Here is a 25,788-nt window from a genome sequence, read left to right on the forward strand (position 1 = left end):
GGGCGCCGCGCTGAGGCACGGGCTTCAAAGCCCTTGGATGAAGCGGTCTCCCGTCCGTTACCGCACCGGACACTCTATCCGATCCAGCGATTCGAGACTTACAAGCGATTCGAGACTTACAAGGATGACGGAGTAAATGCGCGCGTAGACGCTCATCCCTTTCCGCGCACATCCATCTGCGGCCGGCCGATCCAGGCCCTGTTGAGGCAGCGGGTCATCCAATCGGGCTGCGGCTCGCCCCGCAGCCGTGCCTGCGCTTCCTGGTAGGGTCCGACATAGCGCAGCCGGTCCGGCAATCTCGGATAGACGCGCCTGATCCATTTCAGCGCATTGTCGGCTGCCCTCTTGTCGCGCTCGTCGAAGTCAAACCCGAAGCCCGCTCGCAGGCGCTCCGGCAACAAATTCGCCGAGAGCGCGCGATACCATCGCGGTGGCCGCAGCCACGGACGGGCGCCACCAAGGATCTGCGCGGCGATCTCGCGCGCCGCCGGGCTGACGGTCAGCGTGTCCGACTGCACCATCGCCGCGGTGTAAGCCGCAAAGCCGGACCAGTCCGCCGGCAGATCATCCGCCGTCAATCCGAACAAGGCGCCGAACATCCGGCTGTCGCTCCAGTAGCGCTCGCGTTCCTCCGCCGAGAGTGGCGGCAGGACCAGGTCATGCGCCATCAGCGCGGTCTCGACCAGTGTCGCATGAACCCAGCGCAGCGACGGAATGTCGTTGGCGCAGTAGCGCGAGCCTGCCGCGAATGGGCCGACGGCCTCGGGCATCTCGCCGACGATCATGCTGTGGCGCCGATGCAGTTGCCGGGACGACAGCTGCGCCCGGTCGAGCGAGCCGAACACCATGGCAAAGACGATGTCGAAGGTGCGATGGAAGCGGCCGATCGGATCGGCTAAAGTCCTCGAATGCTCCGCGATGGCGGCAGCGACCCAGGGATGCGCCAGCTGCAACAGCAGCGCCCGGCCGGCGCCGAGAAAGATGACGGCCTCCCGGTCGATCCGCCACGTCACGGAGGCCGGACCGAACACGCCGGCAACCGGTCCCGCCGCGTCAGCGCGGACCTTGTCGAGCGCCAATTCCAGATCGTTTCCGGACACCACTTGCAGGACCTTTCGGTTGCCGACGGCGCACGATCCGCGAGGCCCGTGGCAATTCGATGAAAGCGGAGGCGGCCCTACTCCGCCGCCATCGGCATCTCGTCCATATGCTCGTGCAGCACCACGCCGGCGAGCGGATCGAATTCGCCGATCCACGGCTTTCGCGCCAGCACCGATTTCGTGTGAGCATAGCCAGCATGCCAGCGCCGCGTGATGCCTGACGGGCTGAAGTCGATGTCCTTGGTGTGGGTCTCGCGCTCGAGCTGCGGCGCCAGCAGCCGCACCACATGCATGCGGGTCGGACAGCCGTAGCTCATCAACTCCCTCACCGCGGGATCGTTGCGCTCGCTCTCGGGCAACCGGGCGGCAAGCTGGTTGATGACGTGGCGCAGGCGATGGGCCTGCTGCTGCCGCATGATCTGGCTCGCGATGCGGCTGGAGTACTGCACGTCCTTATGGCGGTTCAAGACCTCCGCCATCGTGGTCGGCTCGGCGCCGACGGGATTCCACAGGTGCACGGAGAAGATCAGCGAATCCCTGCGTGGATTGTCGTCGAATACGGCCTCCGTCGGCGTGTTCGACAGGATGCCGCCGTCCCAATAGAGCTCGCCATCGATGCGCACCGCCGGGAAGGCCGGCGGCAGTGCGCCCGAAGCCATGACATGCTTCACCGTCAGTTCGCCGTCGCGGCTGTCGAAATAGCGCATCTCGCTGGTGCCGACATGAGCCGCACCGACCGTCAGTCGCGGCGCGCAACGATTGGCCAGATCGAAATCGACCAGCTCGCTCAGCGTCTTCTCCAGCGGCGCGGTCGAATAGAAGCCGGCGTGATCGGCGCCCAGCGGATAGGAATCCCCGGCATGCGCCAGCGCATTGGGGCGGAAGAAACCAGGAATGCCGTGGGTCACGGTCGACCAATAGGCCAGCTTCTCGTTGAAGCCGGGAAACGCGGCGCGCCAGTCCCAAACCGGCGTCTGCTCCATCCGCTTCCAAAACTCCCTCAAGCGCGCGAGCCGGTGCTCCGGCGCGTTGCCCGCAATGAGGCTCGCATTGATGGCGCCGATCGAGGTGCCGATGATCCAGTCCGGCTCGATCCCGGCCTCGTGGAGCGCCTGGTAAACGCCGGCCTGGTACGAGCCCAGCGCGCCGCCGCCCTGAAGCACCAGGACGACCTGACCCGGCAGGTCCATACTCTTCCGTTGCCCGTTGTCCTGCATGCCGTTCATGTCTCGCTCCTGTCGAGCCTATCGTTATCATTCGTCAGGTGTAAGGCCATTGTTACGTCCTGCCGTTCTCGGCCATTGCCGGTCCTTTTGGAAATGCCGGCTGGCTTCCGAAACCATAGGCACCCGCTATTGCCGCCAGGATATCATTCCCTGCCCCGATCGGTTAGATTTCCGGTCGATCTCGCTGGGAGCCGATCCATGGAAATGCACCAGGTCCGCTATTTCCTCGCGGTGGCGCAGCTCTTGAATTTCACGCGCGCCGCCGAGGAATGCAACGTGACGCAGCCCTCGCTGACGCGCGCGATCAAGCAGCTCGAGGCCGAGCTCGGCGGCGACCTGTTTCGCCGCGAGCGCCCGGCGGCCCAATTGACCGAGCTCGGCCAGCGTATGCATCCGCTGTTGAAGCAGTGTTATGATGCCGCCGCCGGCGCACGCTCGCTCGCCTCCTCGTTCAAGAGTGGAGAGATCGGTGCGCTGCGCATCGCGCTGACGCATTCGATCGACCTTGCGCTGCTCATTCCGCATCTCAACGAGATCAGGCGCCGGTTCAACCGGCTCGAATTCCATTTCCTGCGTGGCTCGAGCCGCGATGTCGCGGAATTCCTGAAGAAAGGCGAAGCTGAGCTCGGTATCGCCGCCGAGATCGACGAGGCCTGGGAGCGGCTCGACGTCTGGCCGCTGTTCACCGAGACGTTCGATCTCGTCGTCAGCCGGGAGCACCGCCTCGCCGGTCACGATACGATCGAGCCGGACGATTTGCGCGCGGAGCAATTGCTCGGCCGCAATTATTGCGAACATTCCCGGCGCATCTCCGCGAGCCTGCGCGAACACGGCATCGACGTCGATCACGGCCACGAGATTTCGAGCGAGCGCGACCTGATCGAACTGGTCGAGGCCGATATCGGCGTCGCCATGATGCCGCACACCTCGCCGGTGCCGGACAGCCTGAAGCGTACCGCAGTCGCCGGGCTCGACGCGCGCCGCACGGTCAGCCTCTACGGCGTGGCAGGCCGCCAGCGCACGGCGGTCGCCAACGCCGTGATGCGCCTGCTGCGCGGCGCGGACTGGAGGTTGGCAGCGGGGTAGCTGCGAGAACAATCGCCGCCCTTCCTTCTCCCAAATGGGAGAGGGGAAGAAAAGTGCCCGCCTCAGTTCTCGCGGCTCGCGTCTTCGAGCGCCGCAAGCAGATCGTCGATCTCCATGCGCTTGCGGAAATCGGGGTCGACGAAGCGCGCCTTCACGATCCCGTCGCGGCCGACGACGAACACCGCCGGAATCGGCAGCATCCATCCGTTATTGCCGTGAAACTTCGCCATGTCATGATAGGACAGCAATTCCTGGATCTCGGTGCCGAGCCAGATCGCGAGACTGAGCGACAAAGCATAGCCGTTGTCGAGATCAGTCAGGATCGGAAACCGGGCATCGGCATCGTCCTTGAGTTGCTCGGTGAATTGTTGGGTCTCGGGCATGATCGCGACGATCTGGGCACCCGTCGCCCTGATGCGCGCTCCGGCCTGGGCCACCGCCCGCATGTTGAGGCGGCAAAAGGGACACCAATGTCCGCGGAAAAACATCACTGCGACCGGACCCTGCTCCAGCAGCGATGATAGCGCGACGAGACGCCCCGTCTCGTCAGGCAGCACGAACGGCGGCATCGCATCGCCCGGGCGCGGCGCGGTCTCGCCGCCGCCGTTCCCGTTCAATCGCGTCACCAGGCGATCGACCGCCTCGCCATAGGCCGGGAAGACCTCGCGGCTGGCGTCGGCGTAGGCGCGGAGTTGCTCGTTCAGCGTTCCTTCCATGTCGCGGCAGCGCTGGAAAGCAGACCTGAGCCGCTCGGCGTCGGCTGGTGAGAGAGACGTCATCTTCCGCTCCGGCGTTCTGAGGGCGAATACTAGGTTCCAGGTCCGGCCGCCCGCAAGGGGCGGCCGTTGCGCGAAGGCCGTTTCAGTTCACGTAGAAATTGCCCGTGGGGTCCAGCCGGCCGGACGCGGAATACAGCGTGCCGTTGTCCATGAAGAAGACGGTGTTCTCGGGCACCTTCTTGGCGTGCTTCATCATGGCGTCGTGGTTCTTCTCGGCCAGGGCCATGGCCATCGCCGACATCTTGCCGGGACCGCCATAGACATAGGCCATGCCGGCCTTGAGATCCCAGGCGGCTTGCGAGAAGGCCGACGTGGCGATGACCGCGAAGGCGGCGGTGAAAATCAGGGTCCTGGACACTTTCGTCATGAGATACTCCTCCGGATTGACGTGAACGCCCGCCAATCGGGCGCCCCGCCATCGGGCGCCGGATACGCCGAAAGCGGAAATGCCGATGCCCAATCGGTTCGATAGCCGCCGCGCATCAACATAGCGCGGAGCTATCGCATCGAGAGCAAGCCGGCATTTCAGGATCGACGCGGTTTCGACGATGCTCCTGTCGTCGCCGGCAGCCATCACGGTTGCGGTCAACACAGGAGACTTCCATGTCTAGGCATTACACATTGTCGCGCGTGGTTTGGACAGGCGTCGCCGTTCTCGGGGCGCTGACATTTGCAACGCCGGTTTTCGCCGGTGAGTGCCCGGCCGACAAGATCAAGCCGAATGCACATCAGATGGTCGACACCAAGCCGGTCGGCGTCACCGACACCACGCTCGGCGCGATCGACCTCGGCAGGCAGCCGGCGCATATCGAAGGCCGCGAACTGCGCTTCCGCAGGCTGACGATCGAACCCGGCGGCATCGTTCCCTGGCACAGCCATGACGATCGCCCGGCTCTGATCTTCGTGCAGCAAGGGGAGATCATCGAATACGCCTCCAACTGCGTCGATCCGATCGTGCACAAGGCCGGCGACATCCGTCCTGAAGTGTTCGGCACCTCGCACTGGTGGAAGAACCTCGGCAAGGAGACGGTCATTCTCTATGTCGGCGATGTCCGCAGGGATCCCAACGACCATCACATGTAACGCGCGCGCTCGGCCCCGGCGCACGCGTGACCGGATGTGGCGTCCGGGAATCCCCATGCTGCCCGCATGCCGGGCGCCACATCCTCAACAGGACAAGCACGCCATGACTGATCTCTCTGCTCCCATGAAACCGGGCGCGATGACCATGGATGCGCATTCTCCGGGTCTCGCGCTTCGCTCGCTCGTGATCGGGCTCACCGCATTCCTGACCGTCGTCGATCTGTTCGCGACCCAGGCGATCCTGCCCTCCCTGACGCACCACTACGGCGTCACGCCCGCAGCGATGGGTTTTGCCGTCAATGCCAGCACCTTCGGCATGGCGATAGCTAGCCTCGTCGTCGGCTTCTTCAGCCCGCACATCAACCGGCGGACCGGCATCCTGCTCAGCCTGACGCTGCTGGCGGTCCCCACCAGCCTGCTGGCGTCCGCGCCAAATCTTGCCGCCTTCACCGCCTTGCGGGTCGCGCAGGGGCTGTGCATGGCGTCCGCCTTCGCGCTCACGTTGGCCTATCTCGGCGAGCAATGCAGCGCCATGGACGCCGGCGGCGCCTTTGCCGCCTACATCACCGGCAATGTCGCCAGCAACCTCGTCGGCCGGCTGGTCTCGGCGGCGGTCGCCGACAGCCTCGGCCTTGCCTGGAATTTCTATGTCTTCGCGGCCCTCAACCTGGCCGGCGCGGTGCTGGTCTATTTCACCATCCGGCGCGTGCAACCGATGCGCGCCATGGTGGCCGCGGCGTCGCCACTCGAAGCCACGATCGCGCATTGGCGCAATCCGCGGCTGCGCGCCGCCTTCGGCATCGGCTTCTGCATCCTGTTCGCCTTCATCGGCACCTTCACATTCGTCAATTTCGTCCTGGTCCGGCCACCGTTGTTTCTCGGCATGATGGACCTCGGCCTCGTCTATTTCGTCTTCCTGCCGTCGGTCGTCACGACCTTGCTGGCCGGCAAGGTGGCGTCGCGTCTCGGCACGCGGCCGACGATCTGGCGCTCGCTCGTTGTCGCCGGGCTGGGCCTGCCGCTGATGCTGGCACCGCATCTCGGCGAAGTCCTCACCGGAATGGTCCTGGTCGGTGTCGGCACCTTCTTCGCGCAGGCTGCCGCGACCGGCTTCGTCGGACAGGCGGCGACCGACAACCGCGGCGTCGCCAGCGGAACCTATCTTGCCTGTTACTTCTGCGGCGGGCTGGTCGGCACGGCCGTGCTCGGGCGCCTGTTCGACAGCTTCGGCTGGCACGCCTGTGTCGCCGGCATCGGCATTGCCCTTGCTGCCGCGGCTCTGCTCACCTTCAGCTTGAAGCGCTAGCGCTTGGCTGGCGCTTCCTGCGGCGGCGGCTCGTCGTCGGCGATGGCGCGCCAGGCCGCGCCGTCGAGATCGTCGTACTGGCCGCTGCGCAGCGACCAGAGGAAGGCGACGAGGCCCGCGCCTCCAAGCATCAGCGCCAGCGGGACCAGGATGACCAGGATTTCCATCACACGATCTCCCGTGACGGGCTGCGTGCCCGCAGCGAATTCAGCATCACCAGGATCGACGATCCGCTCATGGCCGCCGCCGCGATCAGAGGTGTCACGACGCCGCTGATCGCGACCGGCACGGCGAGCACATTATAGCCGATCGCAAGCCAGAGGTTCTGCCGCATCAGATGCAGCGCCTTGCGCGCGGAATCGATGGCGGCGACGACCGGCGCCAGCGGCCGGCCGAGGAAGACGAGATCGGCAGTGGCCTGGCTGAGATGCGCGGCCGAGATCGGCGACATCGAGACATGGGCCGCCGCCAGCGAGGGCGCGTCGTTCATGCCGTCGCCGACCATCAGCACCTTTGCGCCGCGCTGCTTCAATTCCTTGATCCGCGCGATCTTGTCGGCCGGCGTGACGCCGGCGCGCCATACGGGAATGCCCAGCGCATGGGCCGCCGCCGTCACCGCCGGCTCGCGGTCGCCGGAGAGGATCTCGATGCCGATATTGCGCGCCTTCAGCGCCGCGATCACGGCCTGCGCATCTGGACGCAGGCCCTGACGCACCGAGAGGATGAATTTTTCAGTCCCCTTGCTGAAAGCCACGATAGAGGCTTCGGGATCGAGCGTGGCTCTGCCGACCAGCGCTTCGGCACCGCAGAAGGACGGACGGCCAAGGCGAAGCTCGACGCCATCCACCAGGGCGCGCACGCCCTGCCCGGCCTCCTCGACCGCGCCGACGATCGGCGACCTTGCACCGGCGGCCTGCGCGACGGCGGCGGCAACGGGATGGTGGCTCGACAGCGCTAGCCGGCCGGCAAGTTCAAAAATGTCGGCGGGAATATCGGCCGCATTCATCACCTCGAGATCGGGCAGTGTCAGCGTGCCGGTCTTGTCGAAGATGACGTGGTCGGCCTCGGCCAGCCGCTCGATGGCGTCGCCCGAATTGAGCAGCACGCCCGCCTTGAACATCGCGCCCGAGGCGACTGTCTGCACGGTCGGGATGGCAAGGCCGAGCGCACAGGGACAGGTGATGATCAGCACGGCGACGCCGGTCACGATCGCATCGTGCCAGCCGGCGCCCGCAATGACCCAGCCCAAGATGGTGATCAGCGCGGTCGCATGCACCACCGGCGCGTAAAGCCGCGAGGCGCGGTCGGCGAGCCGCATGTAGCGCGAACGGGCCTGCAGCGCGTTGTCGAGCAGACGCGTGATCTCCGCGAGCAGCGTCGCTTCCGATGCCGCCGACACCCGCACCCGCAGCGTGCCGGAGATGTTCATGGAGCCGGCATAGACCGGCGTGCCCTGCTCCGCCGTGACATAAAGTGTTTCGCCGGTGATCAGGCTCTGGTCGATCTCGGACCGCCCCTCGATCACGGTGCCGTCGACGGCGCAACGCTCGCCGGGCCGCAGCAGCACGATGTCGCCGGGATGGATCGCCGCGACCGGCACCTGCGAGATTTCGTCAGGCCCGACGAACTTGGCCGCCGTCTCCGCCTTCAGCGCGGCGAGATTGCCGGCGACCGCGCGGGTCCGCCGCCGCATGTTCTGGTCGAGAAAGCGGCCGACCAGCAGGAAGGTCAGCAGCATGATCGCCGCGTCGAAATAGGCGTGCTCGGCGTGATGGATGGTCTCGACCACGGACATGCCGAGCGCCAGGCACACGCCGATCGAGATCGGCACGTCCATATTGGTGGTCTTGTTCGACAGCGCGCGCCAGGCCGAGCGGAAGAACGGCTGACCGGCATAGGCCGCGGCCGGCAGCGCGATCAGCGCCGACAGCCAGTGGAAGAAATCGCGCTGCTCCGGCAGCATGTCCGAGACGTTGCCGGACCACACCGGGATCGACAGCATCATCACGTTCATGGTCGCAAAAGCGGCGACGCCGAGGCAGCGCAGCAGGAAGCGGGATTCCGCAACTTCCGTCGCTTCCGCGCTCTCGGTTTCGTAAGGATAAGCCTTGTAGCCGAGCTCTTCGAGCCGGTCGATGAAGCGGGCGGGATCGAGCGTTCCTTGCCTCCATTCCAGCGCGACGCGGCGGTCGGTGAGATTCACGCGCGCCAGTGTGACATCGGGGATGGCCGACAGTCCGCGTTCGATCTTGGCCATGCAACCGGCGCAGTGAACGCCCTCGACCGCGAGATCGATATGCTTGATACCCTCGCCCGCGGCCCGGACATAATGCGAAAAATCCCGCGTGACCTGCATGACGATGTCCTTCAGTTCAGGATCACGCGGTTGCGCGACATGAACACGCGCGTCCCCCGCGCCTCGCCCTCGATCACGAGATCCCACTGGCCCGGCGCGACGGAGGCGGCATTGCCGCGATAGACGCCGATGCCGGCCTCCGAGAGCTCGACCTGGAGATCGGCGCGCTTGTCGGTCGGCCGCTCCAGCCGGCCGCCGAATTTCAATCCGCTCATCGGCTGGCCTTTTGCGTCGCGCGCGTCGACCTGGAGCGTAGCCGCACCATCGGCGCGGCGCTCGATATGGGCGCTGACCTGCCATTTGCGCGCAGCCTGGTCCTGCGCCGCCGAGATCTCGCGGTCATAGGTGAGGCCTGCGGCATAGGGGCTGTCGACGTCGGTGCCGGGCAGCGTCGCGATCGCGAGCTTCATCATGGTGACGTTGACGCCGATCACGAGCCCGAAGAAGGCGACCAGCATCAGGAACACTTTTGTTCCGGTCAGCGGCTTGGCGGCCATGGCAGTCTCCTGGTCCTACGGCGCGACGAAATTGTCGGTGGCGGTGGCGACTTCGCCAAGGCCGATATCGGTGACGTGGAAGCGCACGGGGATCGACTTCTCCGGATTGCTTTCCGCCGGCGCGGTGACCAGCAGGCGCAGTTCGCTGGTGGAGTCGCGCGGGATCACGATCATCGGCCTGTCCGGCGTCACGGAATCGATACCGACGACATGCGTTGTCAGATTGGCCGGACCGTTGGCGTCGATCGCGATGACGCGGTCGTAGCCGCTCTTGTTCAGCAGCCGCACCGTATAGGCATTGCGGATCGAGCCGTCGCTGAGCCTGACCGCGACCGGATTGCGGTCGTGCAGCACGTTGACCTCGAGCAGGCTGCGCGTCGCCAGCGTGTAGATCATGATGCCGCCGACGGCCGCGATGATCGCGCTGTAGGCGACGGTGCGGGCCCGGACGATGCGGTAGACCGGCGGCTTGCCTTCCTGGCGGCGCTGGATGTTGATGTCGTTGTCGTAGCCGATCAGCCGCTTCGGCCGGCCGATCTTGGTCATCACGTTGTCGCAGGCGTCAATGCAGAGCCCGCACTGGATGCATTCGAGCTGCGGCCCGTTGCGGATGTCGATGCCGGTCGGGCAGACCGCGACGCATTGATAGCAGTCGACGCAGTCGCCGACTGGCTGCCCGAGCGCGCGCAGCTCGGCCGCCTTCTTGACCGAGGTGCGCTTCTCGCCGCGGTCGTAACGATAGGTGACGTTGAGCGCCCATTCGTCGGTGAGCGCGGCCTGGATGCGCGGCCACGGGCACATATAGGTGCAGACCTGCTCGCGCATGAAGCCGGCGAGCACATAGGTCGTCGCGGTGAGGATGCCGATCCAGATGTAGGCGATCATCGGCGCCTGGAAAGTGACGAGCTCCTTCACCAATGTCGGCGCGTCGTTGAAATAGAGCACCCAGGCACCGCCGGTCCACCAGGCAATCAGGAGCCAGATCGAATGCTTGAGCACGATCTCGGAGATGCGCTCCAGCTTCATCGGGTCGGACGACTTGTCCTTCTTCATCCGCTCGCGCCGGTCGCCCTCGACCAGCCGCTCCACGGCGTAGAACAGATCGGTCCACACCGTCTGCGGGCAGAGATAGCCGCACCAGATGCGGCCGCCGACCGAGTTCATCAGGAACAGCGCCACGGCGGCAACGATCAACAGGCCGGTGAAGTAATAGATCTCCTGCGGCCACAGCTCGATGAAGAAGAAGTAGAAGCGGCTGTTGGGAAGATCGATCAGCACCGCCTGACTGGGAGCACCGATGCCGCGATTCCAGCGCACGAACGGAAGGAAGTAGTAGACGCCGAGGCAGAACGCCATCAGGCCCCATTTGATCCGGCGGAAGGTGCCGGAGATGCTCTGGGGATACACCTTCTTCTGGGCTACGTAGAGCGGCCCGTTGTCATTGTCCGATGTGAGTTCGTTCGGGTTCACGGTCTTGTTCATCGCCAGAAAGCTTCTCGAAAGGTGCGATTAAACCTAGACACGGCACGAGCGCGGCAGTTGATCCAGCTCAAGCGGGCGGCACTTTTGTTCGCCCCCGCCTGTCGCGAGCAGGTTATTTTCCGCCGCCCAGCGAGTGGACATAGACCGCCATCGCCTTGATGGTCGCGGGGTCGAGCCGCCCTTCCCAGGCCGGCATCACGCCGGCGCGGCCCAGGCTGATGGTCTCGATCAGGCTCGCTTCGTCCGAGCCGTATAGCCAGATCTTGTCGGTCAGGTTCGGGGCGCCCATCTCCGGGTTGCCCTTGCCGCCGTCGCCGTGGCAGGCGACGCAATTCTCGGCAAAGATCTTCTCTCCCTTGGCCGCGTCATAGCCCTTGCGGGTCGAGAGGCCCGACAGCGCTCGCACGTAATTGGCGACCGTGACGATCTCGTCGCCCTTCAGCACGCCATCCTTGCCGAAGGCCAGCATCTGCCCTTCATGCGCCTTGGCATGGCCGGAACGCGCGCCGAACTGGATGGTCTGCATGATCTGGTCGAGCGTGCCGCCCCACAGCCAGTCGTCGTCGTTGAGATTCGGGAAACCTTTTGCGCCGGCGCCGCCTGAGCCGTGGCACGGCGCGCAATTGTCGCCGAACACGGTCTTGCCCTTGGCGCGCGCGAGCGCCAGCAAGGCCGGGTCCTTCTCGATGTCGGCGAGCGAGGCCGCGCCCAGCACCGCCATCTTGTCACCCCTGATCTTCTCGAGGTTGGCAAGCTCGACCGCGACGTCGGCGCGCGACGAATAGCCGAACAGGCCGGTCGTATTGCTCTGGATCAGCGGCCAGGCCGGATAGACGATCCAGTAGCCGATCGCCCAGACGATGGTGAGGTAGAAGGAGATCACCCACCAGCGCGGCAGCGGTGTGTTGAGCTCCTTGATGCCGTCCCACTCATGTCCGGTCGTGGACTTGCCGGTGACGGAATCGATGTCGCTATGATGATCGGTCATGATCTCCTACTCCTCCCGCAACGGCAGGTGCGCTGCTTCGTCAAAAGCAGCCTTGTTACGGGGCCATAACGCGTAGGCGATGATCGCGAGAAAGATCGCGACGAACACCGGCGTCCAGATCGTGGTGACGAGACCAGACGCGAGATTGTCGAGTGTCAGGATAGCTTTCATCGTACATGCCTTCTCAGCGAAGATTGGCTTTCTCGTTGTAGAGCTTGAAGTCGACCAGCGTGCCGAGCATCTGCAGGTAAGCGATCAGCGCGTCCATCTCGGTCGGCGTGCCTGCCTTGCCGTCGAAGTTGCGCACGACAGCCTTGGCGTAGCGCTTGCTGAAGGCATCCGAGCCGGCATTGTCAGGATCGGCCTGGGCCTTCAGATCGGCGCCTGCGCTCGCGATCTGTTCGTCGGTGTAGGGCGTGCCGACGGCCTTGAGCGTCTTCATGTGGTCAGCGATCGTATCAGGATCCACTTCGGTTGCGCTGAGGAACGGATAGCCCGGCATCACCGACTGCGGCACGATCGCGCGCGGATTGGTCAGATGGGTGACGTGCCAGTCGTCAGAATATTTGGCACCGACGCGGGCGAGGTCCGGACCGGTGCGCTTCGAGCCCCACTGGAACGGGTGGTCGTACATGCTCTCGGCGGCGAGCGAGAAGTGGCCATAGCGCTCGACCTCGTCGCGCAGCGGGCGGATCATCTGCGAATGGCAGAGATAGCAGCCTTCGCGGACATAGACGTTGCGGCCGGCGAGCTCCAGCGGCGTGTAGGGCCTGACGCCGTCGACCGCCTCGATCGTGCTCTTGAGGTAGAACAGCGGCGTGATCTCGACGAGGCCGCCGATCGCGATCACCAGCAGGATGCCGACGATCAGGACGATCGAGTTCTTTTCGAAGATTTGGTGGCGTGTCCAGAACGACATGGAAGACTCCTCATTCCGCCGGCTGGAGAGCGACGGGCATCTGGACTTCCTGTTCGCCGACGCGAACGGTCATCCAGAGATTGTAGGCCATGATCAGCGCGCCGATCAGGAACAGGCCGCCGCCGGCGGCGCGGATGATGTAGAAGGGATGCATCGCCTCGACGCTCTCGATGAAGGAATATTCGAGGAAGCCGAGCGAAGTGTAGGCGCGCCACATCAGGCCCTGCAGGATGCCGGACACCCACATCGCGGAGATGTAGAGGACGATGCCGAGGGTGGCGATCCAGAAGTGCCAGTTGACGAGCTTCAGGCTGTAGAGGCCCTTGCGATTCCACACCCACGGCACCAGGCAGTACAGCGCGCCGAAGGAGACGAAGCCGACCCAGCCGAGCGCGCCGGAATGGACGTGGCCGATGGTCCAGTCGGTGTAATGGCTGAGCGAGTTCACCACCTTGATCGACATCATCGGGCCTTCGAAGGTCGACATGCCGTAGAAGGCGACGGAGACCACGAGCATGCGCAGCACGGGATCGGTGCGCAGCTTGTCCCAGGCGCCCGACAGCGTCATCAGGCCGTTGATCATGCCGCCCCAGGAGGGCATCCACAGCATGATCGAGAAGGTCATGCCGAGCGTCTGCGTCCAGTCCGGCAGCGCGGTGTAGTGCAGATGATGGGGACCTGCCCAGATGTAGAGAAAGATCAGCGCCCAGAAGTGGATGATCGACAGACGGTAGGAATAGATCGGCCGGTCGGCGCGCTTCGGGATGAAGTAGTACATGATGGCGAGGAAGCCGGCGGTCAGGAAGAAGCCGACCGCGTTGTGGCCGTACCACCACTGGAACATCGCGTCCTGGATGCCGCCCCAGGCGACGTAGGATTTCGAGCCGAACACCGAGACGGGCAGCGCGGGATTGTTGCCGAGATGCAGGACGGCGATCGTCACGATGAAGGCAAGATAGAACCAGTTCGCGACGAAGATGTGCGGCTCCTTGCGCTTGATGATCGTGGCAAGGAAGACGAGGAGATAAACGACCCAGACGATGGTCAGCCAGAGGTCGGCATACCATTCCGGCTCGGCATATTCCTTGGACTGGGTGACGCCGAGCAGATAGCCGGTGCCCGCGACCAGAATGAAGAAGTTGTAGCCGATCACGACGAACCAGGGCGCGAGGTCGCCGGCAAGGCGTACGCGGCAGGACTTCTGCACGACATAGAGCGACGTGCCGATCAGCACGTTGCCGCCGAAGGCGAAGATCACCGCGGAGGTGTGCAGCGGACGCAGACGCCCGAAGCTGGTCCAGGGCAGGTCGAAGTTCAGCGCGGGCCAGGCCAGCTGCGACGCGATGATGAGGCCGACGAGAAAGCCCGCGATGCCCCAGAACATCGCCATGACGGCGGTGAACTTGATCGGACCCATATTGTAGTTGGGGCGGCCATTGATCTCCGCGGGTGGCAACTCCGCGGGGCGGTCGAAGTAGCGGTTGACGATGCCAAAGACCACAGCCACGCTCGCCGCCGCACTGAGCGCGGCATGGAAGGCGAAGGCCGTATCGAGCGCCTTGGCCGAAGCTATCACGCAGAGGAAGGCCGTGACTGCGAACACGACAGCCAGGCCGCTTTCACCTGCTGTCATCGATTTGGAGATAGAGGGCTGGGGCATCGCGGATTCTCTCTCGAAAGAACACGGCGCCAGAAACCACATCCACCCTCGCGGGGAATTGATTGAAATCAAGATATGCGTCTTGGTTCTAGGTATCTGGCGGGCTTTTTCGGGGGGCCGTATTTCTGCGGAGCCGGGAGTTGCAGTGTCTTCTCCCCTCATACCCGCCGAAGCCTTGGCGACGGCGGATGCCTCCGCGAGTCCAGAATCGTAGGGTGGGCAAAGGCGCACTTGCGCCGTGCCCACCATCTATCCAACATCGCGACAGAAATGGTGGGCACGCTTCGCTTTGCCCACCCTACAAAGAAGAAGTCACTCCCTTGCGGTCGCCTTGAGCGCCTTGATCACGTCCTCGCGGGCGATGATTCCGGCCAGCTTCTCGGCGCCGTCGAGCACGATGATGCTCCTGATGCGGTGCTCGACCATGATCTGGAGCACGCGCGTCAGTCGGGTTTCGGGGCTGACATAGATGAACTCGGGCGTCATGACGTCGCCGATCTTGCGGCTCATCAGGTCGTGATAGCGCGGCAGCATCTGGCTCGGCGAGAACGCGAAACACTTCAGGATGTCGAACTTGGTGACGATGCCGACCACCTGCCCGTCATCCTCGACCGGATAGGAGTTGAAATCATCACGCTCGAACATCTCGCTGAGCGCGAGCAGGTCGTGGTCGCGCTGCACTGTCTTGACGTCGCGCGTCATGTAGCCGTCGACGGTCTGTTCAAGGAATTTGTACATGGCGAGTCCTATCGATTCGTCGTGCGTTCAGCGCGACAGCAGCACGCAGCGGGCAGATTGCGTCACCAGATACTCAGTGACGCCGCCGAGGATCAGCTCGCTGAATCGCGAATGGCCGTAGGCGCCCGCGACGATCAGGCCAGCCCCGGCATCGCCGGCAACGACTCCCAATTGCTGATCCGCGCTCTGGTTCCAAACCGCCTCGCAGACGCGCGCGGTCGCGGTGACGCCATGCCGGGCGAGCCACGCGGTGACATCGGTGACACGCCTCACCACCGCCGCGCGGTCGTCGCCCTCCTCCGCAATCTCGACGACGGCGACGTCCCTCGCCTTGCGCAGCATCGGCAGCGCGTCGGCTACCGCGCGCCGCGCCTCCGGCGTGTCCTTCCACGCCACCAGCACGCTACGTAGATCGAGCCAATTGACCTTGTCGGGGACGACGAGAAGCGGGCGGCCGGCCTGCATCACCAGATCCTTGGGGCTCGCGAGCGCGAAAGCGTCGGAGAAGGCCGGGCCCTGCCCGCCGCTGACGAGGATGTCGGCGCAGCGCGCCTCTCTCGCAACGAATCGCGCCGGAAAATCCATGGCGCCGCGCCACTCCACGCGGTCGCTGCGCGCCTTGGTGGCGGCGCGGAATTGCGCCTCCAGCTCGACGAGGCGCTTCCTGATGGAGGCTTCCTCCTGATCGATCAGGCTCTGGGCTTCAGCGCCGTCGGTGAAATAGAGCGGCGGCGCGAACTGCGCAGCCGCAACGCCGACGATCGCCGCCTCGAATCGCTCGGCGAGCTCGCCCGCGACCTGAAGGCGCGCCTCGTTGGACTGACCGAGCGCCAAGCTGACCATCACGGTCGCGTATGTCATGGGGAGTCTCCGCACAGCTGTAAACTGGCGCGAAATCTAGCCTCGCCGTTGCAAGGCGGGATGAGGTAGATCAAATCGCCGGGCGCCGCCTTGCGGGAAATCCGCCAATGGAATCAGACATCCGAACTTGCCTCGGGCCGGCCCATGGGCGAAATTGCCGCCATGTTCGCGGCACCACGCCCGCCGCGCTAAGATGGGAGTCATCGTTTGTCGCCGACCCGCGTAACGCATCCGCCAGACGACGGTCGCGGCGAGCATTTCCGGGTCCGGATCGAGGGATTCGGCGTCGGCACCTGGGATCTCGACCTCGCGACGCGGGAGCTCGAGTGGTCGGAAACCGCGCGGATGCTGCTCGGTATCGAGCGGGGCCAGCCGGCAAGCTACGACCTCTTCCTGTCGCGCCTCGAGCCCGGCGACCGCGAGCGCGTCGAGAACGCGATCAAGCAGGTCTCAGAGCAAGGCGGCGGCTTCGACGTCTCCTTCAGGATTTCCGGCAACTCCGGCCGCGGCAAATGGATCAGGGCCCGCGCCGGCCTTATCAGGGACGAATCCGGCGTCGCTCGCCATCTCAGCGGCATCTTCCTCGATATCGACGAGGAGAAGCAGGTCGAGGAGGCCCTGCGCACGCGTGAGACCCACCTCCACTCGATCCTTCACACCATTCCCGACGCCATGATCGTCATCGACGGCCGCGGCATCATGCAACTGTTCAGCACCGCCGCCGAGCGCCTGTTCGGCTGGTCCGAGCAGGAGGCGATCGGCCAGAACGTCAGCATCCTGATGCCGGAGCCGGACCGCACCCGCCACGACAGCTACATCGCGCGCTATCGCAGCACGAACGATCCGCACATCATCGGCATCGGCCGAATCGTCACCGGCAAGCGCCGTGACGGCACGACCTTTCCGATGCATCTCTCGATCGGCGAGATGCAGTCCGGCGGCGAGCCCTATTTCACCGGCTTCGTCCGCGACCTCACCGAGCACCAGCAGACCCAGGCGCGGCTCCAGGAATTGCAGTCCGAGCTCGTCCACGTCTCGCGGCTGACCGCGATGGGCGAAATGGCCTCGGCGCTCGCCCACGAGATCAACCAGCCGCTGGCCGCGATCAGCAACTACATGAAGGGATCGCGGCGGCTGCTGGCCGGCAGCACCGACCCCAATACTCCGAAGATCGAGAGCGCGATGGATCGCGCCGCGGAGCAGGCCTTGCGCGCCGGCCAGATCATCCGCCGCCTGCGCGACTTCGTCTCCCGCGGCGAGTCCGAGAAGCGGGTCGAGAGCCTGTCCAAGCTGATCGAGGAAGCCGGCGCGCTGGGGCTTGCCGGCGCGCGCGAGCAGAACGTGCAGCTCCGCTTCAGCCTCGATCCCGACGCCGATCTCGTGCTCGCCGACCGCGTACAGATCCAGCAGGTGCTGGTCAATCTGTTCCGCAACGCGCTGGAAGCGATGGCGCAGTCGCTGCAGCGCGAGCTCGCCGTCGCCAACACCCGCATCAGTAACGACATGATCGAGGTCGAGGTGTCCGACACCGGCTCCGGCTTCCAGGGCGACGTCATTCCCAACCTGTTCCAGACCTTCTTCACCACCAAGGAAACCGGCATGGGGGTGGGACTGTCCATCAGCCGCTCGATCATCGAGGCTCACGGTGGCCGCATGTGGGCCGAGAGCAACGCATCGGGCGGAGCGACATTCCGCTTCACTCTGCCGGCAGCCGACGAGAACTGATCAATGACGACCAAGGGACATGTCTATGTCATCGACGACGACGCAGCGATGCGGGACTCGCTGAATTTCCTGCTGGATTCCTCAGGCTTCGGCGTCACGCTATTCGACAATGCGCAGAGCTTCCTTGACGCCCTGCCCGGCCTCGCCTTCGGCTGCGTCGTCTCGGACGTGCGCATGCCGGGCCTCGACGGTATCGAGCTGTTGAAGCGGATGAAGAGCCAGCAAAGCCCGTTCCCGATCCTGATCATGACCGGCCATGGCGACGTGCCGCTCGCGGTCGACGCGATGAAGCTCGGCGCCGTCGACTTTCTCGAAAAACCGTTCGAGGACGACCGTCTCACCACCATGATCGAGACTGCGATCCGCCAGGCCGAGCCGGCGGCCAAGAACGAGGCGATTGCGCAGGACATCGCCGCCCGCGTCGCCTCCCTGAGCCCGCGCGAGCGGCAGGTCATGGAAGGCCTGATCGCGGGGCTCTCCAACAAGCTGATCGCCCGCGAATACGACATCAGCCCGCGCACCATCGAGGTCTACCGGGCCAATGTCATGACCAAGATGCAGGCCAATAGCCTCTCGGAGCTGGTCCGGCTGGCGATGCGCGCCGGGATGTTGAAGGATTGAGGCAGGTCAAAATCATTTTCCCGGGCCGTGCTAGCAAAATGGGATGATCGAGATCGGCTCGCACCATCAGTGGCTCCCAGTGACGTCACCCGCAAAGCCCACCGTCTACGTGGTCGACGACGACGACGCCGTGCTGGGGTCCCTGCGATTTCTGCTGGAAACCGACGGCTTCGCCGTGCGGACCTTCAGGAACGCGACGGCCCTGCTCAATGCCGGTGGTGCGCCTGGCGCGGACTGTTACGTGATCGACTACAAGATGCCCGACATCAACGGCATCGAGCTCGCCGGCCGGCTGCGCCAGTCCGACGGTGACATCCCGGTGATCCTGATCACCGGGTACCCGGATGGGAATATCTCGGCCCGGGCGGCGGCCGCGGGCGTAAAAGACGTGATCTTGAAGCCGCTTCTCGACGAAAACCTGGTCAAGTGCATCCGCCGCGCCATCCAGGGCGGCCGCTGCAACTGATTGTTTGAGCATGATCTTTTCGGAAAACCGCTGCACAATTTTCCGGATCATGCTCCACCTACGGGATTCTACGTAAGGGAACCCCCTTAAGATATCTCGCGAAATTTTCGAAGCGCCCGATACCGCGTAGCAAGGCGTCATCACAACGGAGATGGCGCAGATGCTGACCCAGACGCTGAACACCCAGGCGATCAACACCCAGATCGGCGGCAAGATCGCTCCTGCCCATCCCGTCTCCGACCAGTTCGGCGCGATCGCCGGCCATGTCGGCCTCGTCGCCACGGAGTTCTCCTACCGCAAGGACGAGGAGATCTACGGCGAGGACGAGCCGGCCGAATATGTCTACCAGGTCATCACCGGCGCGGTGCGCAGCTACAAGCTCCTCTCCGATGGCCGCCGCCAGATCGGCTCCTTCCATCTTCCCGGTGACGTGTTCGGCCTTGAATCCGGTCCCAACCACCGCCTCGCCGCTGAAGCCATCCTCGACACAACCGTGCGCCTGGTGAAGCGCGCGAGCCTGGAGAAGGCCGCCGGCACCGACGTGCAGGTCGCCCGCAAGCTGTGGGCCATGACCGCCGGCGAGCTACGTCACGCCGAAGACCACATGCTGCTGCTCGGACGCAAGACCGCGATGGAGCGCGTCGCAACCTTCCTGCTCGAGATGGACCGCCGCCTCGCCGTTGCCGGAATGATGGCACTGCCGATGTGCCGCCGCGACATCGGCGACTATCTCGGTCTCACGCTGGAAACCGTGTCGCGCGCGCTGTCGCAGCTTCACGCCCAGGGCATTTTGGGATTTTCCGGCGCGCGCCAGATCGTGCTGCGCAACCGCCAGCGCCTGCACAATCTCGACGCCTGATTTCTTCTTTCTCCCCCACCTTGGCCGGTTGGCTTTGTTCAACCGGCCTTTCCTTTTGTTGCGATCATGCCCGTGCGCCGGGTTTCCGGCATGACGAAGAAGATCAGCAAAAGCCCGGTCGCGGCGACGCCGGACAGCCCGACGAAGGCGGTGGCATTGCCGAACTTGTCGCTGACATAGCCGCCAAGCGCTGTGCTCAGGGACGCCCCGATGCCGGTCGCGGTCCCGACAATGCCTTGCGCCAGATTGAAATGGCCGCTGCCGAAGGCGACGTCGGCCACGATCAGCGGGATCATCACCGCGAACACCGCCGCCGTGAGGCCGTCGAACACCTGCACCGCAACCAGCAGATAGGGATCGCGCACTGTCGCGAACAGAAGGCCCCGGATCGTCAGCGCACCGAATCCGATCAGCAGCAGCGGCCGGCGACCCCACGCTTGCGCCTTGCGCCCGACCGACGGCGACAGCAGCGCCACGATCGCCTGCGGCACGACGATGCAGAAGGCGACGAGCACCGTCGCCCACTGGCTCGACCGCGCCGTCACCGCGCTCGCCATCAGCGGCATCATCGCGGCGTTCGCCAATTGCAGCAGCAGCACGCTGAGCGCGAAGACGATGAGCGGGCGTTGCCGGATCAGGTGCCAGATATTGGTGTCGCCGCGGTCTTCCGCCTCACGGGGCATCTCGCCGTGACAGCGCGCGATGTCCACTTCCTCCTCACGGATGCGCGACAGCGCGATCAGGGTCGGAATGGCGAGCAGAAAGGTGACGAGGAATACCGAGCGGCTCGACAGCAGATAGCCGGCCGTGCCCATCACGGCGGCGGCGACGCCGTTGCCGAGGGACGCAAAGCGCGCATTGCGGCCGAGCCGCTCGCTGATCGCAAGCGGACCGACGAGGCCGAGGCTGATCGCCGCGATCGCCGGCCCCAGCACGCAGCTCGCTGCCGCATGCAGCGTGGCTGCAGCCACCACCACGGGGAAGATCGGCATCGCCGCGTAGGCGAGCGCGCAGCAGCCGATGGTCGCGATCGCAAGGGCTGCGACCAACCGCTCGGACTTTGCGGCATCGATGATCGCGCCACCCGGCATCTGCCCGATCAGCGCCACGATGCCACCGATCGACAGCACGAGGCCGATCTCGACCTGGGTCCATTTCTGCGTCGTGAGGTAGACCGCGATGAAGGGACCGAACCCGGTTTGCACGTCGGCGAGGAAGAAAATGAACCAGTCGAGACCACGCAGGCTCTGGCGCGACGGCGCCGGAAGGCCCGCAGGCGGCGGCGCGGCGACGTCGTACCGTTCAACGCGGCTATCGCGATCTGCGTGGTTCGGCTTCCTCGACAACAGCACCGGCGGCCATCCCTCCCCGCGCCTCACTGAATCGCTTGCAGAGGCTGCAGGCTGCCGGACGCGCCGAGCACGACCATCGGCGTGTCTTCCTTGTATTCCGGCGCGGCCGCGACCTGCGCCTTGGTCAATTCCAGCGTGATACTGTCCTTCTTGTTGGCAATCTTGCCGAACCGCATCGCGTTCCAGTCCACCACGATCTTGCGGCTGCCGACGCCGAGGAAGCCGCCGAAATCGATCACGGCGGCGCGCACATGGCCGGTGCGGTCGACGACGACGTCGACAATGCGGCCCATGTCCTCGTCCGCGGCGCTGCGCACGTCACGGCCGAGCACGCCATGGGCGTCGCTCGCACCGATGATGGTCACGGACGGCGGCGGCGCGGCGTCCTTCGGCGTGACCGGCACGGTCGAGGCCGGCGGCTGCACCGTTGCCGGCGCATTTGCTTCGCTCGGGGCGGCCGCGGGTTGCTCCTCCGCGGCACGCGATACGGCAACCGTCAGGCCCGCGACGATCGCCACGCTCATGACCAACCATCCGGCGGAACGCATGTACCCTCCTCCCGGCGCGCCGCTAGCGCGCCAGCACGATCGAGACCTGGATCTGGCCGCGCGTGCGCAACACCTCCAGCGCCACGTCGTCGCCGTGGCGGCTGATGCGCAGATCCACGCTGGAATCGCCCAATCGCAGATCGCGCAGGATGACCTCGTTCAGGAACGCCGGCAAATGCGGGTTGCGCAGGCGAATCTCGCCGCGCGCAACGTCGAACTCGATGCCGAGCGCAGCCTCCAGCAGCGTGAATGGCGTCGCGCTGGCCCAGGCCTGCGGCGCGCAGGCGACCGGATAGAGCGTCGGGCCGCGCCGCTTCTCGCGCCGGAAGCCGCAGAACAATTCGGGCAGCCGCCGCAGATCCATGTAGGTCGCCGCGTCGAACAAGCCCTTGAAGACATGCGCCACCGAATGCTTGAGCCCGTAGCGTGCGAGCCCGAGCGCGATCAGCGCATTGTCGTGCGGCCAGATCGAGCCGTCATGATAGGACATCGGGTTGTAGCGCACCTCGCCTTGCGCGACCGTGCGGATGCCCCAGCCGGAGAAGAAGTGCGGCTGCATCAGATCGGCGGCGACGAGACGTGCGCGGTCCTGGCGGATCATGCCGCTGAACAGCACCTGCCCGGCATTGGATGTCCGCACCTTGCAGGGCCGCTTCTTGCCGTCGAGCGCGAGCGCATAGGTACCGAGCTCCTCGCACCAGAATGCCTTCTCGAACCGCTCGGCCAGCGCCTTGGCTTCGGTCTCGAGCTTTTTGGCGAGGTCCGGCTTGCCGAGCCGCAGCGCGCAACGCGCGGCGAGCTGCTTGGCGGCAAAGACGTAACCCTGCACCTCGGCAAGGGCGAGATTGCCCTCCGCGAGCTGGCCATCGGCATGGAAGATCGCGTCGTAAGAGTCCTTCCAGCCCTGGTTGGCGAGGCCCTTTTCGGTGGCGCGCTGATATTCGACAAAGCCGTCCCTGTCAGGATCGCCGGGACCGTCGATCCACGCAAGCCCCGCCTCGATCGCCGGCCACAGCTCGATCAGGGTCTTCTGGTCGCCGGTGCGCTCGAAATAGCTTCCGGCAAGCAACACGAACAAGGCCGTCGAATCCACACTGCCGTAATATTGCGCGAACGGCACCTCACGGAGCGCAGCCATCTCGCCGCCACGCATCTCGTGCAGAATCTTTCCGGGCGCCGCATCGTTCAGCGGATCGACCGCCTCTGCCTGAAAATGCGCGAGCCGCCGCAGCACGCCCTTCGCGACCCGCGGATCGACCCACAGCATCTGGAGCGCGGTGATCAGGCCGTCGCGGCCGAATGTCGTCGAGTACCAGGGAATGCCGGCATAGGGATAACGCCCCTGCGGCGTTTCCGTCATCAGCATGTTGAGGTCGGCCATGGCCTGGCACAGCACCTCGTTGAAGATGTTGTTCGACGTCTCGATGCTGGCCGTCCCCATCGTCGACTGGCGCATCTCGCGGCGATGGGCGAGCAGGCCCCTGAAAAAGCGCGCAGGCTTCTCCGCGATCGGCCGGTTGCAGGACACCGCCACGAACAGGGATTTCGACTGATGCGGGTCCAGATCGAGCTGCCAGGTCGCGGCGTTCACCGACAGGCGCGTCGGACGCGGGTCGAAATGCAGGCCGGTGGTACGATCGGCATCGTCCAGGCCGCGGTAGTGGAACAGCACGTCGGTCGGCCCGAGCAACTTGCTGGTGCCGGTCCCGCGGCGCGGGCGCCGCTCGCCGCGCACCTCGAACAGGTCGGCAAAATCGTTGTCGAACAGCAGCGTCAGCTCCAGGCTGGCGCGACGGTCGCCATGGTTCTGCACGCCGATGCGCTGATAGGCCGTGCCGTGCCACAGGAAGATCGTGCGCACGATGTGCAGCAGGTCCTTCTGGAGCACGATACGACCCTGGCGATAGATGTCGGGATTGGTGAGATCGACGGTCAGGGCCGAATTGTCGTCACGCAGATTCGAGCCGAGCAGCAGCGGCTGGAGGTCGTCGAGCACGAGCTCCAGCCGCGCCAGATAGCGCGTGTCGCAATTGAACAGGCCGTCCGGCCCGCCGGCGGAAGCGCCGATGTCGCCATGGCTGTCCAGCACGATGAAGGTGTCGTCGTGCTTGAGCGACCGACGGGGCCGCGCGGCGGGCCCCGTCATCGGAATGTAGAACGCCTGCTCCGCGACGACCTCCTCCGTCTGCGAAACCGAGATAATCTGGGTTACGGCTTCGGCTGCCATGAGCTGCTCCCCTGCGGCCTGCTTTTCGAACGCGACCAACGCAAACGCGACTGTTGGACTTACGCGGCGAACTTCGCGAGCCGGCTCATCTCCTGCGTCACCAGCTCACGGTAGGGACCGTGGCCCTGCATCAGGCGGTCGGGCGCGCCGTCCTCGATGATCTTGCCATTCTTCAGCACCAGAACGCGATCAAAATTGCGCAACGTCGCCAGCCGGTGCGCGATCGCGATCACGGTGCGGCCGCGCATCAGGCGCGACAGCGCCTCGCGGATCGCCTCCTCCGATTCGCTGTCGAGCGCGGCGGTCGCTTCGTCCAGCAGCAGGATCGGCGCATCTTTCAGGAAGGCACGCGCGATCGCGATGCGCTGGCGCTGGCCGCCGGACATTTTCACGCCGCGGTCGCCGACCATGGTGTCGAGGCCCTCCGGCAGGCTCTCGACGAAATCGCAGCGCGCCGCGATCGCCGCGCGCAGCACCTCGTCGTCGGTCGCGTTCGGACGGCCATAGCGGATGTTCTCGCGGATGGAACGGTGGAACAGCGAGATATCCTGCGGCACGACCGAGATGGCCTCACGCAGGCTCAGCTGGGTCACCTTGGCAATATCCTGGCCGTCGATCGTCACGCTGCCTTCATCAACATCGTAGAACCGCTGCAGCAGCGTGAACAGGGTCGATTTCCCGCCGCCCGACTGGCCGACCAGGCCGACGCGCTGGCCGGGCTGAAGTCGCAGGCTGAACCGTTCAAAGATCTTCTCACCCCCGGGATAGCCGAAGGTGACGTTGTTGTACGCGATCGCGGCGCCATTCTTCATCAGCGGCTCAGCCTCGGGATGATCGCGCAATTCATGCGGCACGAGCAAGGTCGCGATTGCTTCGGTCAGCCGCGCAACGTGCTGGGTGACGTCGACCAGCGCCACCGCGAGATCGCGCGTGGCATTGAGAATCGAGAGGCCGAGCGTACAGACCAGCACGACGTCACCGGTCGTCGCCTCCCCGTCCTGCCAAAGGGTAATGGCCCAGGCCATCAGCGCCACCGTCAACACGACCGTCACGCCGGCATGCGTGAGGCGCAGCTTCTCCAGATACCGCAGGCTGCGACCCCGCGCGGTCAGTTCCCGGTTCACCGTCGCGTCGAACCGCTCGTGCTCATGGCCGATGCCGCAGAAGGCACGGACCAGCGGCATGTTGCTGATGACGTCGATCATCTCGCCGTCGACCACTGCGGCCTTGTCGGCGAAGTCGTCATGCAGCGGCTTTCCCGCGGCGGCCAGGTGGAACATCGCGACCACCATGCCGCCGGCGACCACGATCAGGCCGAGTGCCATATAGGGACTGACGGTTCCAATCAGTGCAATTGCCGCAATTGTGGCGATGCACGGCGGCAACACATTCCAGACGAACATGTTCTCGACAGTGAACACAGCGTTCGAGGTTGCGGTGATACGGCTCGTTAGCATGCCCGGCATGCGGTCCGAAAAATAGCTCGGCGCGTGTCCGGTCAGATGACGAAATATGTCACGGCGTAAATCGCCCGTGACGCGCACGAAGGTAAAGCTCGCGGTCCAGCTCGCGATCCGCCACAGGAAATTGTCCGCCGCGATCAGCGACATGAGTAAAATGAATGCCAGCCATACGCTGCCACCGTGCGATGTTCCCGCCGACAGGCTGTCGACCAGGGATTTGACGCCGTATTGCGTGCCCACGGAACAGGCAACGGCTGCAACGACAGCGGTCAGGATCACAAGATGCGACGTCAGCCGTCGCCGCAGATAGCGCAAGACAAAGGCGAATGGCCTGCGCGCGTACCCAGAAAGATGATCCATTTGACTCTCGACCCCGTCGTGTTGATTTTCAATTTTCTATTAGCCGATTGAACATCGACCGCTTCGCCTCGGTTCCGGGCTTGACC

General features: G+C 65.0%; 25 protein-coding genes. 7 read left to right on the top strand and 18 right to left on the bottom strand.

Annotated elements, in window-relative coordinates; translation table 11 throughout:
• Positions 1-152 precede the first annotated feature (152 nt).
• Positions 153-1,103, bottom strand: coding sequence for an oxygenase MpaB family protein (locus tag JQ627_RS32745; RefSeq protein WP_212488484.1), 951 nt, complete (start codon positions 1,101-1,103; stop codon positions 153-155).
• A 74-nt stretch (positions 1,104-1,177) separates the two neighbouring features.
• The gene (locus tag JQ627_RS32750; RefSeq protein ID WP_212488485.1) at positions 1,178-2,326 is read right to left on the bottom strand and encodes a patatin-like phospholipase family protein; all 1,149 of its coding nucleotides are present in this window, start codon (positions 2,324-2,326) and stop codon (positions 1,178-1,180) included.
• Between the two features lie 198 nt (positions 2,327-2,524).
• Between JQ627_RS32750 and JQ627_RS32755 the strand changes: the two genes are divergently transcribed.
• On the top strand, positions 2,525-3,412 hold the full coding sequence (locus JQ627_RS32755; RefSeq protein ID WP_212488486.1) for a LysR family transcriptional regulator: 888 nt from the start codon (positions 2,525-2,527) through the stop codon (positions 3,410-3,412).
• A gap of 62 nt (positions 3,413-3,474) precedes the next feature.
• Here the strand turns inward: JQ627_RS32755 and JQ627_RS32760 are convergent, their stop codons facing one another.
• Positions 3,475-4,191, bottom strand: a complete 717-nt coding sequence (locus tag JQ627_RS32760; protein ID WP_212488487.1) for a peroxiredoxin-like family protein — start codon at positions 4,189-4,191, stop codon at positions 3,475-3,477.
• 82 nt (positions 4,192-4,273) lie between these two features.
• Positions 4,274-4,558: a hypothetical protein gene (locus JQ627_RS32765; protein ID WP_212488488.1), complete on the bottom strand. Its 285-nt coding sequence runs from the start codon at positions 4,556-4,558 to the stop codon at positions 4,274-4,276.
• 236 nt (positions 4,559-4,794) lie between these two features.
• Between JQ627_RS32765 and JQ627_RS32770 the strand changes: the two genes are divergently transcribed.
• Both JQ627_RS32770 and JQ627_RS32775 read left to right on the top strand, forming a co-directional pair.
• Entirely contained in the window at positions 4,795-5,274 is a 480-nt protein-coding gene (locus tag JQ627_RS32770) for a cupin domain-containing protein (RefSeq protein ID WP_212488489.1), read from the top strand.
• 103 nt (positions 5,275-5,377) lie between these two features.
• Positions 5,378-6,580: an MFS transporter gene (locus JQ627_RS32775; RefSeq protein ID WP_212488490.1), complete on the top strand. Its 1,203-nt coding sequence runs from the start codon at positions 5,378-5,380 to the stop codon at positions 6,578-6,580.
• Here the strand turns inward: JQ627_RS32775 and ccoS are convergent.
• The 10 genes from ccoS to JQ627_RS32825 form a co-directional block, all read right to left on the bottom strand.
• A complete protein-coding gene (gene ccoS / locus JQ627_RS32780) occupies positions 6,577-6,747 on the bottom strand; it encodes a cbb3-type cytochrome oxidase assembly protein CcoS (RefSeq protein ID WP_212488491.1) in 171 nt (56 codons plus the stop codon). The two genes, JQ627_RS32775 and ccoS, sit on opposite strands and share 4 nt — an antisense overlap.
• Positions 6,747-8,936 carry a cation-translocating P-type ATPase gene (locus tag JQ627_RS32785; protein WP_212488492.1) on the bottom strand — a complete coding sequence of 730 codons (2,190 nt, stop codon included), beginning with the start codon at positions 8,934-8,936 and terminating at the stop codon, positions 6,747-6,749. The genes ccoS and JQ627_RS32785 overlap by 1 nt, the downstream gene beginning before the upstream one ends.
• Positions 8,937-8,947: 11 nt before the next feature.
• A complete protein-coding gene (locus tag JQ627_RS32790) occupies positions 8,948-9,433 on the bottom strand; it encodes a FixH family protein (protein ID WP_212488493.1) in 486 nt (161 codons plus the stop codon).
• 15 nt (positions 9,434-9,448) lie between these two features.
• On the bottom strand, positions 9,449-10,915 hold the full coding sequence (gene ccoG / locus JQ627_RS32795) for a cytochrome c oxidase accessory protein CcoG (RefSeq protein ID WP_212488494.1): 1,467 nt from the start codon (positions 10,913-10,915) through the stop codon (positions 9,449-9,451).
• A gap of 112 nt (positions 10,916-11,027) precedes the next feature.
• Positions 11,028-11,903 carry a cytochrome-c oxidase, cbb3-type subunit III gene (ccoP, locus tag JQ627_RS32800; protein WP_212488495.1) on the bottom strand — a complete coding sequence of 292 codons (876 nt, stop codon included), beginning with the start codon at positions 11,901-11,903 and terminating at the stop codon, positions 11,028-11,030.
• Positions 11,904-11,909: 6 nt separating this feature from the next.
• Positions 11,910-12,074 carry a CcoQ/FixQ family Cbb3-type cytochrome c oxidase assembly chaperone gene (locus JQ627_RS32805; protein WP_018457132.1) on the bottom strand — a complete coding sequence of 55 codons (165 nt, stop codon included), beginning with the start codon at positions 12,072-12,074 and terminating at the stop codon, positions 11,910-11,912.
• Positions 12,075-12,087: 13 nt separating this feature from the next.
• Positions 12,088-12,822: a cytochrome-c oxidase, cbb3-type subunit II gene (gene ccoO / locus JQ627_RS32810; RefSeq protein ID WP_212488496.1), complete on the bottom strand. Its 735-nt coding sequence runs from the start codon at positions 12,820-12,822 to the stop codon at positions 12,088-12,090.
• Positions 12,823-12,832: 10 nt separating this feature from the next.
• Complete coding sequence (gene ccoN / locus JQ627_RS32815; protein WP_212488497.1) at positions 12,833-14,482, bottom strand: cytochrome-c oxidase, cbb3-type subunit I; 1,650 nt, start codon at positions 14,480-14,482, stop codon at positions 12,833-12,835.
• Between the two features lie 312 nt (positions 14,483-14,794).
• A complete protein-coding gene (locus tag JQ627_RS32820) occupies positions 14,795-15,220 on the bottom strand; it encodes an HPP family protein (protein WP_212488498.1) in 426 nt (141 codons plus the stop codon).
• Between the two features lie 27 nt (positions 15,221-15,247).
• Complete coding sequence (locus JQ627_RS32825; RefSeq protein ID WP_212488499.1) at positions 15,248-16,081, bottom strand: universal stress protein; 834 nt, start codon at positions 16,079-16,081, stop codon at positions 15,248-15,250.
• Between the two features lie 207 nt (positions 16,082-16,288).
• On the opposite strand from JQ627_RS32825, the gene fixL reads away from it, so the two are divergent.
• From fixL to JQ627_RS32845, 4 genes are all read left to right on the top strand, one after another.
• Complete coding sequence (fixL, locus tag JQ627_RS32830) at positions 16,289-17,806, top strand: sensor protein FixL (protein WP_212488500.1); 1,518 nt, start codon at positions 16,289-16,291, stop codon at positions 17,804-17,806.
• 3 nt (positions 17,807-17,809) lie between these two features.
• On the top strand, positions 17,810-18,427 hold the full coding sequence (gene fixJ, locus JQ627_RS32835) for a response regulator FixJ (RefSeq protein ID WP_212488501.1): 618 nt from the start codon (positions 17,810-17,812) through the stop codon (positions 18,425-18,427).
• 43 nt (positions 18,428-18,470) lie between these two features.
• Positions 18,471-18,893 (top strand): response regulator, encoded by a 423-nt coding sequence (locus tag JQ627_RS32840; protein WP_212488502.1) that lies wholly within the window; start codon positions 18,471-18,473, stop codon positions 18,891-18,893.
• Between the two features lie 160 nt (positions 18,894-19,053).
• Positions 19,054-19,752 carry a helix-turn-helix domain-containing protein gene (locus tag JQ627_RS32845; RefSeq protein ID WP_212488503.1) on the top strand — a complete coding sequence of 233 codons (699 nt, stop codon included), beginning with the start codon at positions 19,054-19,056 and terminating at the stop codon, positions 19,750-19,752.
• 38 nt (positions 19,753-19,790) lie between these two features.
• Here the strand turns inward: JQ627_RS32845 and JQ627_RS32850 are convergent, their stop codons facing one another.
• Genes JQ627_RS32850 through JQ627_RS32865 form a run of 4 tightly spaced genes read right to left on the bottom strand, consistent with a single transcriptional unit; the run spans position 19,791 to position 25,702 of the window.
• A complete protein-coding gene (locus JQ627_RS32850) occupies positions 19,791-21,104 on the bottom strand; it encodes an MFS transporter (protein ID WP_212488504.1) in 1,314 nt (437 codons plus the stop codon).
• 23 nt (positions 21,105-21,127) lie between these two features.
• On the bottom strand, positions 21,128-21,652 hold the full coding sequence (locus tag JQ627_RS32855) for a PRC-barrel domain-containing protein (protein WP_212488505.1): 525 nt from the start codon (positions 21,650-21,652) through the stop codon (positions 21,128-21,130).
• Positions 21,653-21,674: 22 nt separating this feature from the next.
• On the bottom strand, positions 21,675-23,879 hold the full coding sequence (locus tag JQ627_RS32860; protein WP_212488506.1) for an amylo-alpha-1,6-glucosidase: 2,205 nt from the start codon (positions 23,877-23,879) through the stop codon (positions 21,675-21,677).
• Positions 23,880-23,938: 59 nt separating this feature from the next.
• Positions 23,939-25,702 (bottom strand): ABC transporter ATP-binding protein, encoded by a 1,764-nt coding sequence (locus JQ627_RS32865; protein ID WP_212488507.1) that lies wholly within the window; start codon positions 25,700-25,702, stop codon positions 23,939-23,941.
• Positions 25,703-25,788 lie beyond the last annotated feature (86 nt).

This window comes from Bradyrhizobium liaoningense (genome assembly GCF_018130785.1).
GTDB classification, from domain to species: Bacteria; Pseudomonadota; Alphaproteobacteria; order Rhizobiales; family Xanthobacteraceae; genus Bradyrhizobium; species Bradyrhizobium liaoningense_A.

What these genes read in the sequence shown, in the direction of transcription:
- JQ627_RS32750 (WP_212488485.1), bottom strand. Translation starts at nt 2,326, where the DNA reads ATGAACGGCATGCAGGACAACGGGCAACGGAAGAGTATGGACCTGCCG.
- JQ627_RS32755 (WP_212488486.1), top strand. Translation starts at nt 2,525, where the DNA reads ATGGAAATGCACCAGGTCCGCTATTTCCTCGCGGTGGCGCAGCTCTTG.
- JQ627_RS32760 (WP_212488487.1), bottom strand. Translation starts at nt 4,191, where the DNA reads ATGACGTCTCTCTCACCAGCCGACGCCGAGCGGCTCAGGTCTGCTTTC.
- JQ627_RS32765 (WP_212488488.1), bottom strand. Translation starts at nt 4,558, where the DNA reads ATGACGAAAGTGTCCAGGACCCTGATTTTCACCGCCGCCTTCGCGGTC.
- JQ627_RS32770 (WP_212488489.1), top strand. Translation starts at nt 4,795, where the DNA reads ATGTCTAGGCATTACACATTGTCGCGCGTGGTTTGGACAGGCGTCGCC.
- JQ627_RS32775 (WP_212488490.1), top strand. Translation starts at nt 5,378, where the DNA reads ATGACTGATCTCTCTGCTCCCATGAAACCGGGCGCGATGACCATGGAT.
- ccoS (WP_212488491.1), bottom strand. Translation starts at nt 6,747, where the DNA reads ATGGAAATCCTGGTCATCCTGGTCCCGCTGGCGCTGATGCTTGGAGGC.
- JQ627_RS32785 (WP_212488492.1), bottom strand. Translation starts at nt 8,936, where the DNA reads ATGCAGGTCACGCGGGATTTTTCGCATTATGTCCGGGCCGCGGGCGAG.
- JQ627_RS32790 (WP_212488493.1), bottom strand. Translation starts at nt 9,433, where the DNA reads ATGGCCGCCAAGCCGCTGACCGGAACAAAAGTGTTCCTGATGCTGGTC.
- ccoG (WP_212488494.1), bottom strand. Translation starts at nt 10,915, where the DNA reads ATGAACAAGACCGTGAACCCGAACGAACTCACATCGGACAATGACAAC.
- ccoP (WP_212488495.1), bottom strand. Translation starts at nt 11,903, where the DNA reads ATGACCGATCATCATAGCGACATCGATTCCGTCACCGGCAAGTCCACG.
- JQ627_RS32805 (WP_018457132.1), bottom strand. Translation starts at nt 12,074, where the DNA reads ATGAAAGCTATCCTGACACTCGACAATCTCGCGTCTGGTCTCGTCACC.
- ccoO (WP_212488496.1), bottom strand. Translation starts at nt 12,822, where the DNA reads ATGTCGTTCTGGACACGCCACCAAATCTTCGAAAAGAACTCGATCGTC.
- ccoN (WP_212488497.1), bottom strand. Translation starts at nt 14,482, where the DNA reads ATGCCCCAGCCCTCTATCTCCAAATCGATGACAGCAGGTGAAAGCGGC.
- JQ627_RS32820 (WP_212488498.1), bottom strand. Translation starts at nt 15,220, where the DNA reads ATGTACAAATTCCTTGAACAGACCGTCGACGGCTACATGACGCGCGAC.
- JQ627_RS32825 (WP_212488499.1), bottom strand. Translation starts at nt 16,081, where the DNA reads ATGACATACGCGACCGTGATGGTCAGCTTGGCGCTCGGTCAGTCCAAC.
- fixJ (WP_212488501.1), top strand. Translation starts at nt 17,810, where the DNA reads ATGACGACCAAGGGACATGTCTATGTCATCGACGACGACGCAGCGATG.
- JQ627_RS32840 (WP_212488502.1), top strand. Translation starts at nt 18,471, where the DNA reads ATGATCGAGATCGGCTCGCACCATCAGTGGCTCCCAGTGACGTCACCC.
- JQ627_RS32845 (WP_212488503.1), top strand. Translation starts at nt 19,054, where the DNA reads ATGCTGACCCAGACGCTGAACACCCAGGCGATCAACACCCAGATCGGC.
- JQ627_RS32855 (WP_212488505.1), bottom strand. Translation starts at nt 21,652, where the DNA reads ATGCGTTCCGCCGGATGGTTGGTCATGAGCGTGGCGATCGTCGCGGGC.
- JQ627_RS32860 (WP_212488506.1), bottom strand. Translation starts at nt 23,879, where the DNA reads ATGGCAGCCGAAGCCGTAACCCAGATTATCTCGGTTTCGCAGACGGAG.
- JQ627_RS32865 (WP_212488507.1), bottom strand. Translation starts at nt 25,702, where the DNA reads ATGGATCATCTTTCTGGGTACGCGCGCAGGCCATTCGCCTTTGTCTTG.